Origin of the sequence: Kribbella catacumbae DSM 19601 (assembly GCF_000372465.1) — a bacterium.
In the GTDB taxonomy this organism is placed as follows: domain Bacteria; phylum Actinomycetota; class Actinomycetes; order Propionibacteriales; family Kribbellaceae; genus Kribbella; species Kribbella catacumbae.
Window position 1 is genome coordinate 122,406 of record NZ_AQUZ01000007.1, and the last position, 14,198, is coordinate 136,603.

At 67.7% G+C, this 14,198-nt stretch carries 15 protein-coding genes; 8 read left to right on the plus strand and 7 right to left on the minus strand.

Features of this window, described 5'->3' with window-relative positions; genetic code table 11:
• Positions 1–7: 7 nt before the first annotated feature.
• On the plus strand, positions 8–1,009 hold the full coding sequence (locus tag A3ES_RS0110070; RefSeq protein ID WP_026162733.1) for a LacI family DNA-binding transcriptional regulator: 1,002 nt from the start codon (positions 8–10) through the stop codon (positions 1,007–1,009).
• On the opposite strand, the gene A3ES_RS46775 is transcribed toward A3ES_RS0110070, so the two are convergent.
• Together A3ES_RS46775 and A3ES_RS0110080 are read right to left on the minus strand one after the other, a co-directional pair.
• Positions 1,006–2,667, minus strand: a complete 1,662-nt coding sequence (locus A3ES_RS46775; RefSeq protein WP_020386678.1) for a M14 family metallopeptidase — start codon at positions 2,665–2,667, stop codon at positions 1,006–1,008. The genes A3ES_RS0110070 and A3ES_RS46775 overlap by 4 nt on opposite strands.
• A 154-nt stretch (positions 2,668–2,821) precedes the next feature.
• A complete protein-coding gene (locus A3ES_RS0110080; protein ID WP_020386679.1) occupies positions 2,822–3,970 on the minus strand; it encodes an FAD-dependent oxidoreductase in 1,149 nt (382 codons plus the stop codon).
• A gap of 102 nt (positions 3,971–4,072) precedes the next feature.
• Here A3ES_RS0110080 and A3ES_RS0110085 point away from each other — a divergent pair, with 102 nt between their 5' ends.
• The gene (locus A3ES_RS0110085) at positions 4,073–4,648 is read left to right on the plus strand and encodes a TetR/AcrR family transcriptional regulator (protein ID WP_020386680.1); all 576 of its coding nucleotides are present in this window, start codon (positions 4,073–4,075) and stop codon (positions 4,646–4,648) included.
• 6 nt (positions 4,649–4,654) lie between these two features.
• On the opposite strand, the gene A3ES_RS0110090 is transcribed toward A3ES_RS0110085, so the two are convergent.
• On the minus strand, positions 4,655–5,395 hold the full coding sequence (locus tag A3ES_RS0110090) for a rhomboid family intramembrane serine protease (RefSeq protein WP_020386681.1): 741 nt from the start codon (positions 5,393–5,395) through the stop codon (positions 4,655–4,657).
• Between the two features lie 68 nt (positions 5,396–5,463).
• Entirely contained in the window at positions 5,464–6,006 is a 543-nt protein-coding gene (locus tag A3ES_RS0110095) for a peptidylprolyl isomerase (RefSeq protein ID WP_020386682.1), read from the minus strand.
• A 186-nt stretch (positions 6,007–6,192) separates the two neighbouring features.
• Between A3ES_RS0110095 and A3ES_RS0110100 the strand changes: the two genes are divergently transcribed.
• Positions 6,193–6,954: a hypothetical protein gene (locus tag A3ES_RS0110100; protein ID WP_020386683.1), complete on the plus strand. Its 762-nt coding sequence runs from the start codon at positions 6,193–6,195 to the stop codon at positions 6,952–6,954.
• Between the two features lie 197 nt (positions 6,955–7,151).
• On the opposite strand, the gene A3ES_RS0110105 is transcribed toward A3ES_RS0110100, so the two are convergent.
• Positions 7,152–7,478 (minus strand): hypothetical protein, encoded by a 327-nt coding sequence (locus A3ES_RS0110105; RefSeq protein WP_020386684.1) that lies wholly within the window; start codon positions 7,476–7,478, stop codon positions 7,152–7,154.
• Positions 7,479–7,689: 211 nt separating this feature from the next.
• Complete coding sequence (locus tag A3ES_RS0110110) at positions 7,690–8,169, minus strand: methylated-DNA--[protein]-cysteine S-methyltransferase (protein ID WP_020386685.1); 480 nt, start codon at positions 8,167–8,169, stop codon at positions 7,690–7,692.
• 139 nt (positions 8,170–8,308) lie between these two features.
• Here A3ES_RS0110110 and A3ES_RS0110115 point away from each other — a divergent pair, with 139 nt between their 5' ends.
• The 3 genes from A3ES_RS0110115 (at position 8,309) to A3ES_RS0110125 (ending at position 12,113) form a co-directional block, all read left to right on the plus strand.
• Positions 8,309–9,037 (plus strand): DUF4328 domain-containing protein, encoded by a 729-nt coding sequence (locus tag A3ES_RS0110115; protein WP_020386686.1) that lies wholly within the window; start codon positions 8,309–8,311, stop codon positions 9,035–9,037.
• Between the two features lie 204 nt (positions 9,038–9,241).
• Positions 9,242–11,329: a DUF4328 domain-containing protein gene (locus A3ES_RS0110120; protein WP_020386687.1), complete on the plus strand. Its 2,088-nt coding sequence runs from the start codon at positions 9,242–9,244 to the stop codon at positions 11,327–11,329.
• 4 nt (positions 11,330–11,333) lie between these two features.
• On the plus strand, positions 11,334–12,113 hold the full coding sequence (locus A3ES_RS0110125) for a sugar phosphate isomerase/epimerase family protein (protein ID WP_020386688.1): 780 nt from the start codon (positions 11,334–11,336) through the stop codon (positions 12,111–12,113).
• On the opposite strand, the gene A3ES_RS0110130 is transcribed toward A3ES_RS0110125, so the two are convergent.
• Positions 12,099–12,518: a PPOX class F420-dependent oxidoreductase gene (locus A3ES_RS0110130; RefSeq protein WP_020386689.1), complete on the minus strand. Its 420-nt coding sequence runs from the start codon at positions 12,516–12,518 to the stop codon at positions 12,099–12,101. The genes A3ES_RS0110125 and A3ES_RS0110130 overlap by 15 nt on opposite strands.
• 57 nt (positions 12,519–12,575) lie before the next feature.
• On the opposite strand from A3ES_RS0110130, the gene A3ES_RS0110135 reads away from it, so the two are divergent.
• Positions 12,576–13,169, plus strand: coding sequence for a TetR/AcrR family transcriptional regulator (locus tag A3ES_RS0110135; RefSeq protein WP_020386690.1), 594 nt, complete (start codon positions 12,576–12,578; stop codon positions 13,167–13,169).
• Positions 13,169–14,101: an aldo/keto reductase gene (locus A3ES_RS0110140; protein ID WP_020386691.1), complete on the plus strand. Its 933-nt coding sequence runs from the start codon at positions 13,169–13,171 to the stop codon at positions 14,099–14,101. Before A3ES_RS0110135 ends, A3ES_RS0110140 begins: the two co-directional genes overlap by 1 nt.
• Positions 14,102–14,198 lie beyond the last annotated feature (97 nt).

Below are 14,198 nucleotides of genomic sequence, written 5' to 3' on the forward strand. Positions count from 1 at the left end.
ACTACGGATGGTGACCAGGCTGAGCGACGTGGCAGCACGCGCCGGCGTGTCGGTGAAGACGGTCTCCAACGTCATCAACGACTACCCGCACATCACCGCGCGGACCCGGGCCAAGGTCCAGGCCGCGATCGAGGCGCTCGACTACACACCGAACGTGAGCGCCCGGTCACTGCGCAAGGGCCGGTCGGACTTCATCGCGCTGGCGATCCCGGAGATGGCTTCGCCGTACTTCGCCGAGCTCGGCGCCGCGATCAGCCGGGCGGCCAAGAAGCGCGGCATCACCGTGCTGATCGACCAGACCGAAGGCGAGGCGGCGGCCGAGAAGCTGGTGCTCGGCGGCATGCGCGGCCAGTTGATCGACGGCATCATCTTCTCGCCGATCACCACCGCGCCGGCCAAGATCGACCTCACCGACACCGCGAAACCCCTGGTCCTGCTGGGCGAACGGCACGCGGGCGGCACCCTTGACCACGTCGCGGTCGACTCCGTTCAGGCGTCCTTCGACGCCACCACGCACCTGATCTCGATCGGCCGGCGCCGGATCGCCGCCATCGGAGTCGGCGGCGGCGCGGGCACGGGAGCCGTTCGGCGCAAGGGATATCGCAAGGCACTGAAGGCCGCGGGCCTGCCTCACGACCCAGCGCTGGAGCTGGCCGGGACGGGGTACCACCGCGAGGACGGCGCGTCCTCGATGCGGGAGTTGCTCGCCTTGCCGGAGCCGCCGGACGCCGTGTTCTGCTTCAACGATCTCCTGGCGATCGGCGCGCTGCGAACCCTTGCCGAGGCTGGGCTCTCGGTCCCTCGAGATGTCGCGGTGGTCGGCTTCGACGACATCGAGGACGGCCGCTACCACTCGCCGTCGCTGACCACGATCTCGCCGGACATGGACTGGCTCGCGGAGCACGCCGTCGGCCTGCTGCTGGACCGGATCGCGGGAACCGGTGAGGTCGACCGTCGCGACCTCACCGTTCCCTACACGTTGCAGATCCGGGAGTCGACTGCCGGCTAGAAGGCCGCCGCGCAGGTGCTCAGGTTCGCCGTGACGGATGCACCGCGAGCCACTGTGATCGAACGGGTTTCCAGTACTTGACCGGTCGGCCGCTCACAGGTCAGCGTCCACGACTCCGTGCCGCCTTGCTGGACGACGATCGGCCGGGTCGACGGGTTCGCGTGATAGGTGTACGTGCCACCCGCCGGCACGGTCATCGTGGTGTCCAGGACATCGGGGATGTTGGTGCCGTTCCACGTCTTGGTGTTGAACGACTTCTTCAGGCGCAGGACCGCACCGGCCGGGCCGGTTCCGGTGATCACCGAGTGGCGAGCCGGGTTGATCGTGCTCTCCGCGGCGATCAGGTAGGCCTCGCGGTTTCCCTTGCCCGCGGTGCTTCCCGAGCCGAAGTAGTAGTTCGGCACATTCGAGAAGGTCGGGTGGAAGCTGTTGCCGTGCTCGAAGGTGAACCCGAGACCGCCCGTCGCGTAGTACGACCAGTCCTCGGTGGTTCCGGTGGTGTCGTAGAGCTCGTAGCCGTACTGGCTGCGGTAGCCGTTCTGCGCGGCCATCTGGTCGCCCAGCGACTTGTAGAGCGTCTCGTCCGGGGTCTTGCCGGCACTCGCGTAGCCCGGCTCACGCAGTACCAGGTTGGAGTAGGTGTGGTTGGTGATCAGCGTGGTCGCCTGGTACGACGAGACGAGCGCCTGGATGTTGCGCGACTCGGGCTCGCTGAAGGCGCTCGCGCCGCGGTACGTCTCCGAGGTGAGGCTGGTCGACGCTCCGGGACCGCCCCAGAAGCCGGCATAGTTCCGGTTCAGGTCGGTGCCACGGGACTGGTTCGCGGACTGCGCGCACTGGCCGGCCGACGGGAGCTGCCCGTTGGTGATCCGGCAGTTCTTTCGCTTCATCTCGTAGCCGTAGGTGCGGCTCAGGTTGAAACCGTCGGGGTTCACCACCGGGACGATGACGACCCGCGCCTTGTCGAGGATGCTGGTGATCCGCGGCACGACGCCGTCGTTCTTCAGCAGGTCGTAGGCGAACTCCATGGTCAGCTCACCCGACGGCCATTCGCGCGCGTGGTGCAGGCCCATCATGATGAAGACGGGCTTGCCGCTGCTGACGTTCACGTCCCGGCTGATCTCGATGCCGCGGATCGTGCGCCCTTCCAGCGAGGTGTTCTTGAGCGTGATCGTCTTGACCTTCGTCGGGTACTGCGACGCCAGCGACGCGAGATCGTTCGTGTAGTCCGCGAGCTGCCGGTACGCCGTACGCCCGCTGGGCAAGGTCGCGAGGATCGCCTTGTTCTTAACGGCTTTCGCATACGCCGCGTCGGCGAGCTCGCGTTCCCTGTCGGCGCCGACCAGGTCGTCCTCGAGTACTGACCAGGTGAAACCGGCGAGCTTCAGTAGCCGGCGATCTTGATTGCCATAGGCAACCACATCGACGTAGTTCTTGCCTGCTGACTCGGCCAGGTCGAGGTCGAGGCTGGTCAGCCGCTTGCGATCGGATTCGGTCGCGATGTTGATCCGGAGCAGCTGGATCAGTTCAGCCTGCTCGTAGGCCTGGACCTTGCGATCGGGTGGTGCGACGGCCTGGACATTGCTGCCGGCGCCGACCAGGACGGCGGCCGCGATCGCGAGGGGGACAAGTCGGTGCCATCGGGCGGGATGGAACACGGTGACCTCCAGTAATGAGGTTGTTGCGATGGGTAACTGGAGGGTAGAGCGCTACCTGGCCGGGCGGAAGCTGTTCGGACAACAGTGCGGGGAAACCCGCACGCCCTGCCGACCGGCGGCGGCGTGTGGGCGGGTGCGGGTGATGCGAGGCCGGTTAGCGGTGGCCGATGGCGGCTAGTTGTTCGGCGAGGCCGCGGCGGAAGGTGGGGAGGTTGGCGAGGAGGCGAAGTACTGCGTTGCGGGCCGGGCGGATAGCTGCCGGGACAGTCGCCAGGCGGGTCAGCCGGTGAGCGAGTGCGACCACCCGCACGGCTTCAGCGCGACCGGCCGTCGCGTACTCATCGAGCTTGCTCTCGTCGCCGGTCGCCAACGCGATCGCCAGCGCCTCGCCCAGCGTCACGGCATCACGCAGACCGAGGTTCATCCCCTGACCACCCGCCGGGCTGTGGGTGTGCGCCGCGTCGCCGGCTAGCAGGATCCGCCCTTCGCGGTACCGGTCGGCCACCCGCTCGTGTATCCGGAACCGCGATCCCCAGATCACTTCGGCGACCCGGGCGCGGCGCTCCTTCGGACCCCGTGAGTCGAGCAGCCGCTGGGCATACTCGACATCCGGCTGCTCCGGTGCCTCCTCCACCTCGGCCACCAGCCGGAAGCTTCCGTCGGGTAGCGGGGCGGCCACCAGGATGCCGACCTTCGAGAAGTACAGGAGCACCTCTTCCTCCGGCAGACCGCCTTCGACCTTGACGTCAGCCAGCGTGAAGTTCAGCGGCAGGGTCCCGTCACCGGTGAAGCCCAGCCCGGCGAGGTCGCGGATGCTGCTGTGCATGCCATCGGCCGCCACGACGTACTGCGCCTTGATCACCTCACCGGATTCCAGGGAGACCTCCGCTCCGTCCGCGCTCTGCCGCACGCCGGCGGCGACGTACGGGCGGTGGACGGTGCCACCGAGCTCGGTCAGCCGGTCGAGCAGGACCTGCTCGGTGACGCTCTGCGGGATCATCAGGACGTACGGGTACGCCGTCGGCAGCTTGTCGAACCGGACCGGGACGAGGGTGCGATCCCCGTCGGCGATGTTGAACTGCTCGACGTGGATGCCGAGCTCGGTCAGCCGCTCGCTGACGCCGATCCGCTCCAGCATCTCCAGCGTCCGCGGGTGCACCACGGAGGCTCGTGAGGTGTTCGCCCCTGCCGCCTGGCGATCGACCACGGTCACCTGACGACCGGCTCCGGCCAGCGAGACGGCCACCGCCAGCCCAACCGGTCCAGCACCTACGACCAGCACCTCGGTCCGCTCCGGAATCATCGCGATCCCCTCTCAAGTCAACGACTGTTGGCCAACGCTTGTTGACTTCACTGTAGAGCGGCCGGCTAGCCAGGTCAACACCTGTTGACCTACGGTGGGGGCATGAGTCAGTCACCGGGTGAGCGGCGGTCCGACCGGACCAGGGCAGGCATCCTCGCGGCGGCACGGGAGCGGTTCGCCGCCGACGGCTACGAGCGCGCGACGATCCGGGCGATCGCGGCGGACGCGGCGATCGACCCGGCGATGGTGATGCGGTACTTCGGCAACAAGGAGAAGCTCTTCGCCGCGGCAGCCGAGTTCGACCTGCGGATGCCGGATTTCAGCGCGCTACCGCGGGAGGAGGTCGGGGCAGCGCTCACCAACCACTTCCTCGACCGCTGGGAGGACGACGAATCGCTCAAAGCGCTCCTCCGCGCGAGCGTCACCAACGAGGTGGCAGCCGAACGCATGCGTCAACTCTTCGCCGGCCAACTCGCCCCGGTCATCAAAAACCTCGCCGATCCAGCCGAAGCCGCAACCAGAGCCGGCCTGGTCGCCACCCAAGCCCTCGGCTTCGCCCTCTGCCGCTACGTCCTCGCCCTACCCCCGGTAGCAGCCCTCACCCGCCCCCAAGCAGTCGCCTGGCTAGCCCCCACCATCACCCGCTACCTGACCGGCACCATCGACCCCGCCCTCTGAGGGAGGTTAGCGGCGGGCTTTGGCGCGGCGGCGTTTGGTGTCTTGGAGGTAGAGCCAGGCGATGGCCGCGCCGGTGACGAAGCCGCCGAGGTGGCCTTCCCAGGAGATGTTCGGGACGATGAACGAGAGCAGCGCGGTGACGCCGATGTAGCCGATGATCCAGGTGACATCGAGACCTTGGGCCCTGCTGATCACCAGCAGCGCGCCGACCAGGCCGAGCACCGCACCGGAGGCCCCGAGCGTGGCACCGCCAGGCGCGGAAATCAGCCAGACCGCGACCCCGCCGCCGAGCCCGGACACGAGGTAGAGCACGGCGAACCGGAGCCGGCCGAGCATCTGCTCCAGCTGCGGGCCGAGCATCCAGAGCATGAACAGGTTCGAGAAGATGTGGAAGATCTGCACGTGGGTGAACGCCGACGTGATCAGTCGCCACGGCTCGGATTCGACCAGAACGGGGACCAGGACCAGATCCCTCAGGATCTGCGGGCTGCCCGACCGGACGGCGATGAAGACCAGCACGTTCAGGACGAGCAGCGTGATCGTGACGACCTGGTTGTTCCCGCGGGCGACACCGCCCAGCGCCGTGCGCTTCTTGGGGATCGACTTCACGCCCTCGTTGAAGCACGACGGGCACTGGAAGCCGACAGCCGCGCTGTTCATGCAGTCCGGGCAGATCGGCTTCTCGCACCGCTGGCAGCGGACTCCGGCGTGCCGACCTGGGTGCCGGTAGCAGACGGTCTCGGTCACGGCCTGGTCCTCCGCAGTCGTGAAAGTACGGAACCGGCCGCCGTCGAGGCAGCCGGTCCCGTGATGGATCAGACGGTCTTGCGCTCGATGGTGACGCTGGTGATCACGATCGGCTCGATCGGCCGGTCGCCAGGCGCGGTGTCCGCGGTGGCGATCGCGTCCACGATCTTCTTCGAGTCGTCGTCGATGACCTCGCCGAAGATGGTGTGCTTGCGGTTCAGGTGCGGCGTCGGGACCACGGTGACGAAGAACTGCGACCCGTTCGTGCCCTTGCCGAACTGGATGCCCGCGTTCGCCATCGCCAGCAGGTACGGGCGGTCGAACTGCAGCTCCGGGTGGATCTCGTCGTCGAACGCGTAGCCCGGCGAGCCGGTGCCGGTACCGAGCGGGCAACCGCCCTGGATCATGAACCCGTCGATCACCCGGTGGAAGCCGAGGCCGTCGTAGAAGCGCGCGGTGCTGGGCTCACCGGTCGTCGGGTCGGTCCACTCCTTGGTGCCCTCGGCCAGGCCGACGAAGTTCTGCACAGTCTTCGGCGCGTGATCGGGGAACAGCTTGATGACGACGTCGCCCTTCGTCGTCTGCAGCGTCGCGAACAGTTCTTCGGCCACGAGATACTCCTCATCGGTTACGGCTTACGGCATCGATCCTGTCATGGGCCGCAAGTTCGGGCCGCATCGACGTGCCCGGGACAGATCTCTGGGTGTGGTCCGGAGGTTTAGCACCCGGGTACGTCGTACGATGCAAACAAAGCGGCATTTGTCCAGAAGCCGAATCGAAGCGTCCATGGAGGAACCGTGGGTTTGTTGAAGTCCAAGGGCCGGGTCGAGACCGCGAAGGACAAGGTCCGACCGCTGGCCGGATCGGCTGTGGGCACCGCACGGGAGAAGGTGTCGCCATACGCCGAGAAGGCTGTCGAGCGCGGCGCCGCCGTCGCGCATGCAGCCGTCGAGAAGGCAGGGCCGGTGATCGACGACGCGCTGAGCAAGGTCGGGCCGGCCACCGAGCACGCGGCGGAGAAGGCGCGCGAGCGCTTCAACGACGACGTGCTGCCGAAGGTGACCGCCGCGCTGGCGACCCTCGCCGCCGCGGCCGAGCCGCTCGCCGAGGAGACCTCGCGCCGGGGCAAGGCCACCGCGGCCGCGCTCAAGGGCGAGATCGACGCCCCGGCGAAGAAGAGCCACAAGCTGCGCAAGGTGGTGCTGTTCCTCGGCTTCGGGGCGCTGGCCGCCGCGGCCGTGAAGAAGCTGCTCACCCCGCCGGAGCCGGCCTGGCAGTCGACCCCGACCAGCGGCCGCGACTACAGCTCCGCCCCAGCCGGTACGACGTCGCGCCCCGCCGCGGACAAGCCGTCCGCCGCCGCGCCGAAGGCTGAGACCAAGCCGGACACCGCGTCCGGCAACGGCAAGACCGAGGACGTCAAGGCAGCGGAGGCCAAGGCAGGGGCGGACGACGCCAAGGCCAAGGCGGACGAAGCCCCGAAGGCCTCGTCGAACGGTGCCACCAAGAAGACGGCCGGCCAGCGCCGCTCCACCGAGAGCAAGCCGACCGACTCCTGATCACCGGCGGGCCCGGGAGGGCCTGCCCATTCGCAACCGCAACGGCGAAGGCCGCGGCCCCCAGGTGGAGGTCGCGGCCTTCGTCACGTCACACCCATGTGATCATTCGCCCCGTTTTCACCCTCCTCTGGCGGCGACGGTCCGTGACACGCCGACCGAGAGGGTGAAAACGGGGCGAATGATCAGGTGGTTTGCGGTTAGTTCTCGGTGTGGTTCGGAGGCTCGTCGTCGTGGCCGCGGTCGGGCTTGCTGTTGGGGATCCGGCCGGCGGACAGCAGTTGGGTGGCGTAGCGGTGGGTGATGCAGGGGTAGCTGCCGCCGCACTCGCGACAGACGGCGTGGTTGCGGTGCAGCCACGGCAGCACGCCGAATCGTTTGATCCAGGTCAGCGGTTCACGGTCGGGCGCATGGGTCTGGAGTGCCGATCGGGCCGCGTCCTGGATCTCCGGCGCGGACCACTCTTCAGCGCTCTTGTCCATCAACTGGTTCAGGTCGTCGTGCGGCGCCGAGCTGGGCTGGGTCATCTCTTCGTCTCCGGGCAGTGGGCAGGGCGGAACGCTGGATGCAGACCGCGGCGGCGGCGGACGGACCGGTGCTCTTGGTCAAACGTGTGATCGAACTGTGTCAGTGCGATCGCACACCGCGACATTAGCGCTTGACCGGCCGACACCGCCCATCGAAACGGCCACGTCGGTAACTTCTTTACGCTTCGGCCGGAACTTCTTCACGGAGTGTTCAGAGCCAGGCAGTTTCGAGTGTCGTCCGGGCCTCTAGCTCGAGCAGGTGCCGCTTGGTCGGAATGCCGCCGCCGAAGCCGACCATCTTGCCGCCGGCGCCGACGACGCGATGGCACGGCACGATCACCGCGATCGGGTTCCGGTTGCAGGCGACGCCGACCGCGCGGGCGGCTCCTGGGTCGCCGACCGCCTTGGCGACATCGCCGTAGGTCTGCATCTCGCCGTACGGGATGCGTTGCAGCTGGGCCCAGACCGCGCGCTCGAACCGCGAGCCGCCGCGCACCGACAGCGGCAGGTCGAACTCGGTCAGCTCGCCGGCGAAGTACGCCTTCAGTTGCTCCGCGGCAGCCGTCAGTACGTCGTCGCGGGCCCGCTCCGGCCCGAGCTGGATCGGGCCGAACCCGAGCCGGCACAGGCCGTCGTCGTCGACGGCAAGGGACAGGTCACCGATGGGCGAATCGATCACGGACCAGCGCATGGCTCTATCGTCCCTCGCGGCACCGACACTTGTGAACGACACCGCGCGAACGCAACGGGTGGTTCTCGCCCGATCACTGTCTGTGTGCTATTTGTGTTTTTCCTCGTCGTACCGAGCTCGCCGTTCTGAGGGGGTGCACGTGACCGGTCAGCCGCCGATGGATCGGTGGTTCAGCTCCGAGCAGGCGATGGGACTGGGCGCCTCGGTGCTGATCGGGGTCGTGACCGTGATGAGCTGGGCCACCGCCTGGTCCGACTGGCACTCCTACCGGACGCTCCAGCGGTACCCCCACGACGACGCGAAGTTCGACCAGGCCGACCTGATCTCCGGCTCGCTCGGCATCGTTGCCGCGCTCGCGCTGTTCGCCGCCGCGGTGGTGTTCATCGTCTGGCTCTGGCGGGTCCGCTGGAACGCCGAGATGTTCTGCCGCGGTGAGCACCGGCTGACCCGCGGCTGGGTGCTCGGCAGCTGGATCTGCCCGGTGGTGAACCTCTGGTACCCGAAATGGGTGGTCGACGACATCGTCGCGGCGAGCGACCCGGTGACGCCGCCGCAGACGGAGTCACTGCGAGGCATTCCCGGCACCCGGCTGGTCTGGGCCTGGTGGCTGACCTGGGTGGTCGGACTGGTGCTGGACAACGTCGCGCAGCGCAGCGTCCTGGACGGCGCACCGCAGCTCTCCGAACTTCGGACGAATGCTGTGATGTCCGGCATTTCCGCCGTCAGCACCACGGCCGCGGCAGTACTCGCTGTGATGTTGATCCAGCGCGTCAACGAGCTGCAGTTGCAGCGTCCGTGGACGCCTTGGTGGGCCCATGACCAGGCCGGATCCCCGCTGGGCCGCGGATTCCAGCCTCCTGGCGGGTAACCAAAGCGTCACGGACGGTCGACTTCGTCGTTACAAGTGGTGATGGGCATACGAAAAGACCGTGTTAAGTCGATACCCTCTGTGCTGGCATCGACTCCACAGCGGTACTTACTTCGTGGTATCAATGTGGCTCGGTCACGCGGGGGCATGACTCGATCGAGACGCCGATCAGACGGAGTTCCAGCAACGCGAGGGACGCACGACGTGAGCCACCCGCAACGAGCAGTTCTTTCTGCTGTTGAAGAAAAAGATGAGTGGCAGCCACATGCCGCTGAGGAGTTTCAGCAGGTCGGCACGGTCGGAAAGATCGCGATCGGGCTGCTCGGCGCCTCCACCGTCACCCATCTGCTCTGTACGTGGTCCGACTGGAACACCTACGGCGTCGTGCACACCTATCTCGGTGGCGGCCCGAACGTCGACGACGCGGACCTGAACCGCGCCGACAGCATCTCCCGGATCACCTCGATCCCGAACGTCGCCATCTCCGTCGCCGCCGCCGTGGTCTTCGTGATCTGGCTGTGGCGGGTCCGGGTCAACTCCGAGGTCTTCTGCCAGGCCGACCATCGCCGCAGCCACGGCTGGGTGCTGGCCAGCTGGTTCTGCCCCGGCCCGAACCTGATCTATCCGAAACAGATCGTCGACGACATCTGGCTAGCCAGCGATCCGAAGACTCCGGTCTACGCCGACGACCTGCGCCGGCTCAGGAAGCCCCTCCTCACGAACGTGTGGTGGGTCGCCTGGGTCGGCGCTCTCGTGTTCGACGTGGTGATCCGCCGCGCGCTGATGTGGATGGAAGCGACCGTCGGCTCACTCCGCGGTATCGCCCTGGCCGGTACGGCGTCGCTGGCGCTGACCGCCGTTTCCGCCGTCGCCGCGACGCTGATCATCCGCAAGATCAACACCATGCAGACCAGCCGCGAGTGGATGCCCTGGTGGGACCAGCGCGAGCCGAAGCTGGTGGCAGTCCCGTCCTACCGGGTCGCGGCCGACGACGACACCTCCGAGCAGCCCGCGATCGCAGAGCCGATCGCCGCACCGGCTCAGCGGCAGCCCGCGCTGCAGCTGGCCACGGCCGGCGCCGTCGCCGAAGAGGCCCCGAAGTGGAGCCCCTTCGCTCCGGTCGCCAGTGCCCCGGCGGCCGCGTCCTGGGAGCAGGACTCCGGCCCGGCCACGGAGCAGTTCAGCCCGGTGGAGAGCTGGCGCGAGGACACCGGCCAGGTGATCGAGGCGACGCCGTCGTACCTGCAGACGGCCTCCGGTCTGGAGACGCCGACCTGGTCGAGCCCCTCCAACCCGTACACCCCGACGCCGAGCGATGACCTGCTGTCCGCGCCGCTGCCGAGCTGGCAGGCCGAGACCGTCGCACCGCCGTCCTACGCACCGACCCAGCCCGACCCGTACGCCTACCAGCCGGCCGCCCGCGCCGCGGAGCGGTCGGAGCCCTCCTGGGCCAGCTCGTACTCCGAGTCCTACTCGTACAGCGGCACCTCGGACTACCTCACCTCTTCGGAGCCGGTGTCCGTTCCCCCGCCCGCACCCGAGCCTGAGCCCGCGCCCGTTGCGCGCGCTGGTCGCCGGGCCGCTCGGGTCGCGGTCGACAGCCCTTCGTCGATCCAGGCCGCAGTGGCCTCGTCGGACAGCTACTACCAGCAGGCGCCGTCCCTCCCCGAGCAGGACGACTTCCTGACCCCGTCGAAGCCGCTCCCGCCCGTGCCGTCGTTCGGCCCCGAGCCGTCCCATACGCCGGAGCCCAGCTACACCGCGGCTCCCAGCTACACGCCCGAGCCGACGTACGCCGCCTACGAGGCCCCGGCCGCGCCGTCGAGCACCCCGGACTACGAGACGTCGTACACGTCGGACTACTCGTCCAACTACTCGTACTCCGAGCCGGCCACGCCGGAGCCGACGTACACCGCCGAGACCAGCTACACCTCGACGTCGTACGACAGCTACTCGTCGGAGAACAGCTCGTACGACGGCTACAGCTCGAACACGAGCTACGACTCGTACACGCCGGAGCCGGAGACGTCGTACACCGCGACGGACTACAGCGGCACGAGCTACGACAGCTCCTACAGCCCGAACTACACGCCGGAGAGCTACTCCACCGGCTACACCTCGGACTACAGCACCAGCTACTCCGACCAGCCGACCGGCACGGACTACCAGCCGTCGTCGTACTCCTACGAGGCCCCGGCCGAGCCAGCCGCCCCAGCTGCCCCGGCCGCTCCGGAGAAGGACGACTCGGAGATCACCGCACCACGCACCCACCCGCGGCGGCGTTGGGTCTGACGGAGTGACTTCACTCGCCTTCTCCACCCTCGGCTGTCCCGGCGAGCCCCTCGACCATGTCCTGGAGCTTGCCAAAGGCAACAACTTCACCGGTCTGGAGTTGCGGACCGCGGACGACGAGTTCACCCATATCGGGCTGACCGCCGCCGAGCGGCGCGTGCTGCGGACGCGGATCGAGGACGCCGGTCTCGAGATCCTTGCGGTCAACAGCTACGTGCGGCTGTGTGCTGTCGAGGAGCAACCGCTCGAAGCCCATCTCGAGCTGGCCGCCGACCTCGGCGCCCGAGGCGTTCGGGTGTTCCCGGGCGATGATCCCGACGCCGACACCGCGGAGTCACCGAGCGCCGGCGAGATCCGCGCCCTGGATCGCGTGACGTCCGCTCCGACGGACTCGCGCATTCTGCTCGAGACGCACGATTCCCATTCGGCCGGCCAGAAGATGGCGAGACTCTGCCGGCTGCTGGATGCGGACGTGCCCGGGCACAACGCGAAGGTGATCTGGGACAGCGCCCACACCTGGAGCCACGGCGAGACTCCTGCCGAAGCCTTCGAACTCCTGCAGCCCTGGATCGACTTCATCCAGATCAAGGACGAGGACTCCACCCAGGACTACAGGCCGGTCGCGATCGGCACCGGCGACTACCCGATCGCCGAGCTCCTGCAGACCTTGCAAGGCACCGACTACTGGCTCTCCCTCGAGTGGGAACTGAAGTGGCATCCCCACCTGCCACCCCTCACCGAGGCTCTGCCGGCCACCCTCAACTGGCTCTCACCCGCCAACTGAGTGCCTCGCCCGGCGAGGCGCGAAGCTGTCGTCCTCGTGGGACAGCGGCCGGCCATCCAGGTGCCAGCTCCATGAGGTCGTCGGCGTGATCCGCAGGTAGACACCGGCACCGAACATCCCCGCACGCTCGATCACCTCGGCGGTGCCGTACACCCGCAGAAAGCGTGGGGACCAGGGATCGATCGATACGAGGTCATCGATGACCAGAGCGACCTGCTCCTGCCCGGCCCGCACGTTCAGCACCTTGCGGGTCCGTCCCGGATCCACACCGCCGACGTAGAAGTGACGGCCGTCGTACTCGAAGCCGACCGGTACGACGTCCGGCTGGCCGTCCGGGCCGACGGTGGCGATCCGTGCGAGTCGCTGGGACTTCAGGTAGGCGAGTTCTTCCTCGGTGAATGACATGAGTCGAAGGTACAACGAGCGTTGCAGTTAGTACAACGGTCGTTGTAAGGTTGAGCCGTGGACAAGCGACAGGCAGTGCTTTCGGGCGGGTTGACCGTGTTCGCGCGGGATGGGTATGCCCGCGGGAGCATCGACGTGATCGCGGCGGAGGCCCAGGTTTCGTCGCGGACGATCTACAACCATTTCCAGGACAAGGCCGGGTTGTTCCGGGCAGTGATCCAGGACAGTGCGCAGCGGGTGGCCGCCGCACAGTTGGAGATCGTCGATCGGTATCTCCGCAAGGTCACCGAGCTGGAGGCTGACCTAATCGAGTTCGGCATCGCCTGGCGAACGCCGATCCCGGACTACGCGGAGCACTCCGCACTGGTCCGGCAGGTGAACGCCGAGGCCGGGCACATCCCGCAAGAGGCGATCGACGCGTGGCAGGAGACCGGACCACTCGCAGTACGACGTGCGCTGGCTGATCGTCTGGCCGCACTGGCTGACGAAGGGTTGCTCCGGGTCGAGGACCCGATGCGTGCCGCGCTGCACTTCTCCCTGCTCATCTCCGGCGCCAATCCGTCCTATCTAGGAGCACGCATGACACCCGAAGAAATCACCGAGGCCGTCACCACCGGCGTTCACGCCTTCCTGCACGGCTACGGCCGCTGATGCGCTACCGCCTGTTCGGGCCGACCGGGCTTCGCGTTTCCGAGCTCGTCCTCGGCGCCATGCGGTTCGGCTCGGTGGAACAGGCCCGGCCGATCATCGACGCGTACGCCGAGGCCGGCGGCAACTTCATCGACACAGCCGATGCCTATCGCACCGAGGAGATCGTCGGCACGGTACTCGCCGACCGCCGCGACCGATTCGTGGTCGCGTCGAAGTACACGCTTTCCCGCGACCACACTGATGTGAACGCGGCCGGCAACCACCGGAAGAATCTCCGGCTCGCCCTCGAGGCCAGCCTGCGCCGGCTCGGCACGGAGTACCTCGACGTCTACTGGGTGCATTGCTGGGACCCACACACGCCGATCGAGGAGACCCTGCGCGCGCTCGACGACGCAGTACGGGCCGGCAAGATCCTGAACGCCGGAATCTCGGACGCGCCGGCCTGGATCGTCGCCCAGGCGAACACGCTGGCTCAGTTCCGGGATTGGACGCCTTTCGCGGGACTGCAGGTGCCGTACAGCCTGCTGCAGCGAGACATTGAGCGTGAGTTGCTCCCGATGGCTGAGGCTTTCGGGATGTCCGTTGCTGCGTGGGCCCCGCTCGCGCACGGGAAGCTGGCGCGACCGGTCGAGGCGGCAGAGGACGATCGCGAGCGGGCGGTGCTTAGCGCAGTACAGGAGGTTGCCGAGGAGTTGGCCGTGACGCCGGCTCAGGTGGCGATTGCTTGGACGCGGGTGCGGTCGCGGACCGTCCTTCCGTTGGTGGGGGCGAGTTCGGTCGACCAGTTGACCGACAACCTTGCTGCTCTCGAGGTCGAGTTGCCGGCTGAGGCCGTTGCCCGGCTGGAGTCGGCGACCGGATTTCAGGTCGGCTTCCCGACTGATTTCATCCCCGCCGAGCTCTCGCATCCCGGTCAGGTGACAGGCCGTTGAAAACCGAATCAGTTCGGGCCTAGGCCACAATTTCGCTTCGGTGCATGACGTTCCACCCTGCTGACTCGTCAAAGGGGTGAAGTCCCAACGGGGGACC

What these genes read in the sequence shown, in the direction of transcription:
- A3ES_RS0110080 (WP_020386679.1), bottom strand. Translation starts at nt 3,970, where the DNA reads ATGATTCCGGAGCGGACCGAGGTGCTGGTCGTAGGTGCTGGACCGGTT.
- A3ES_RS0110105 (WP_020386684.1), bottom strand. Translation starts at nt 7,478, where the DNA reads ATGACCCAGCCCAGCTCGGCGCCGCACGACGACCTGAACCAGTTGATG.
- A3ES_RS0110070 (WP_026162733.1), top strand. Translation starts at nt 8, where the DNA reads ATGGTGACCAGGCTGAGCGACGTGGCAGCACGCGCCGGCGTGTCGGTG.
- A3ES_RS0110130 (WP_020386689.1), bottom strand. Translation starts at nt 12,518, where the DNA reads ATGTCATTCACCGAGGAAGAACTCGCCTACCTGAAGTCCCAGCGACTC.
- A3ES_RS0110085 (WP_020386680.1), top strand. Translation starts at nt 4,073, where the DNA reads ATGAGTCAGTCACCGGGTGAGCGGCGGTCCGACCGGACCAGGGCAGGC.
- A3ES_RS0110140 (WP_020386691.1), top strand. Translation starts at nt 13,169, where the DNA reads ATGCGCTACCGCCTGTTCGGGCCGACCGGGCTTCGCGTTTCCGAGCTC.
- A3ES_RS0110110 (WP_020386685.1), bottom strand. Translation starts at nt 8,169, where the DNA reads ATGCGCTGGTCCGTGATCGATTCGCCCATCGGTGACCTGTCCCTTGCC.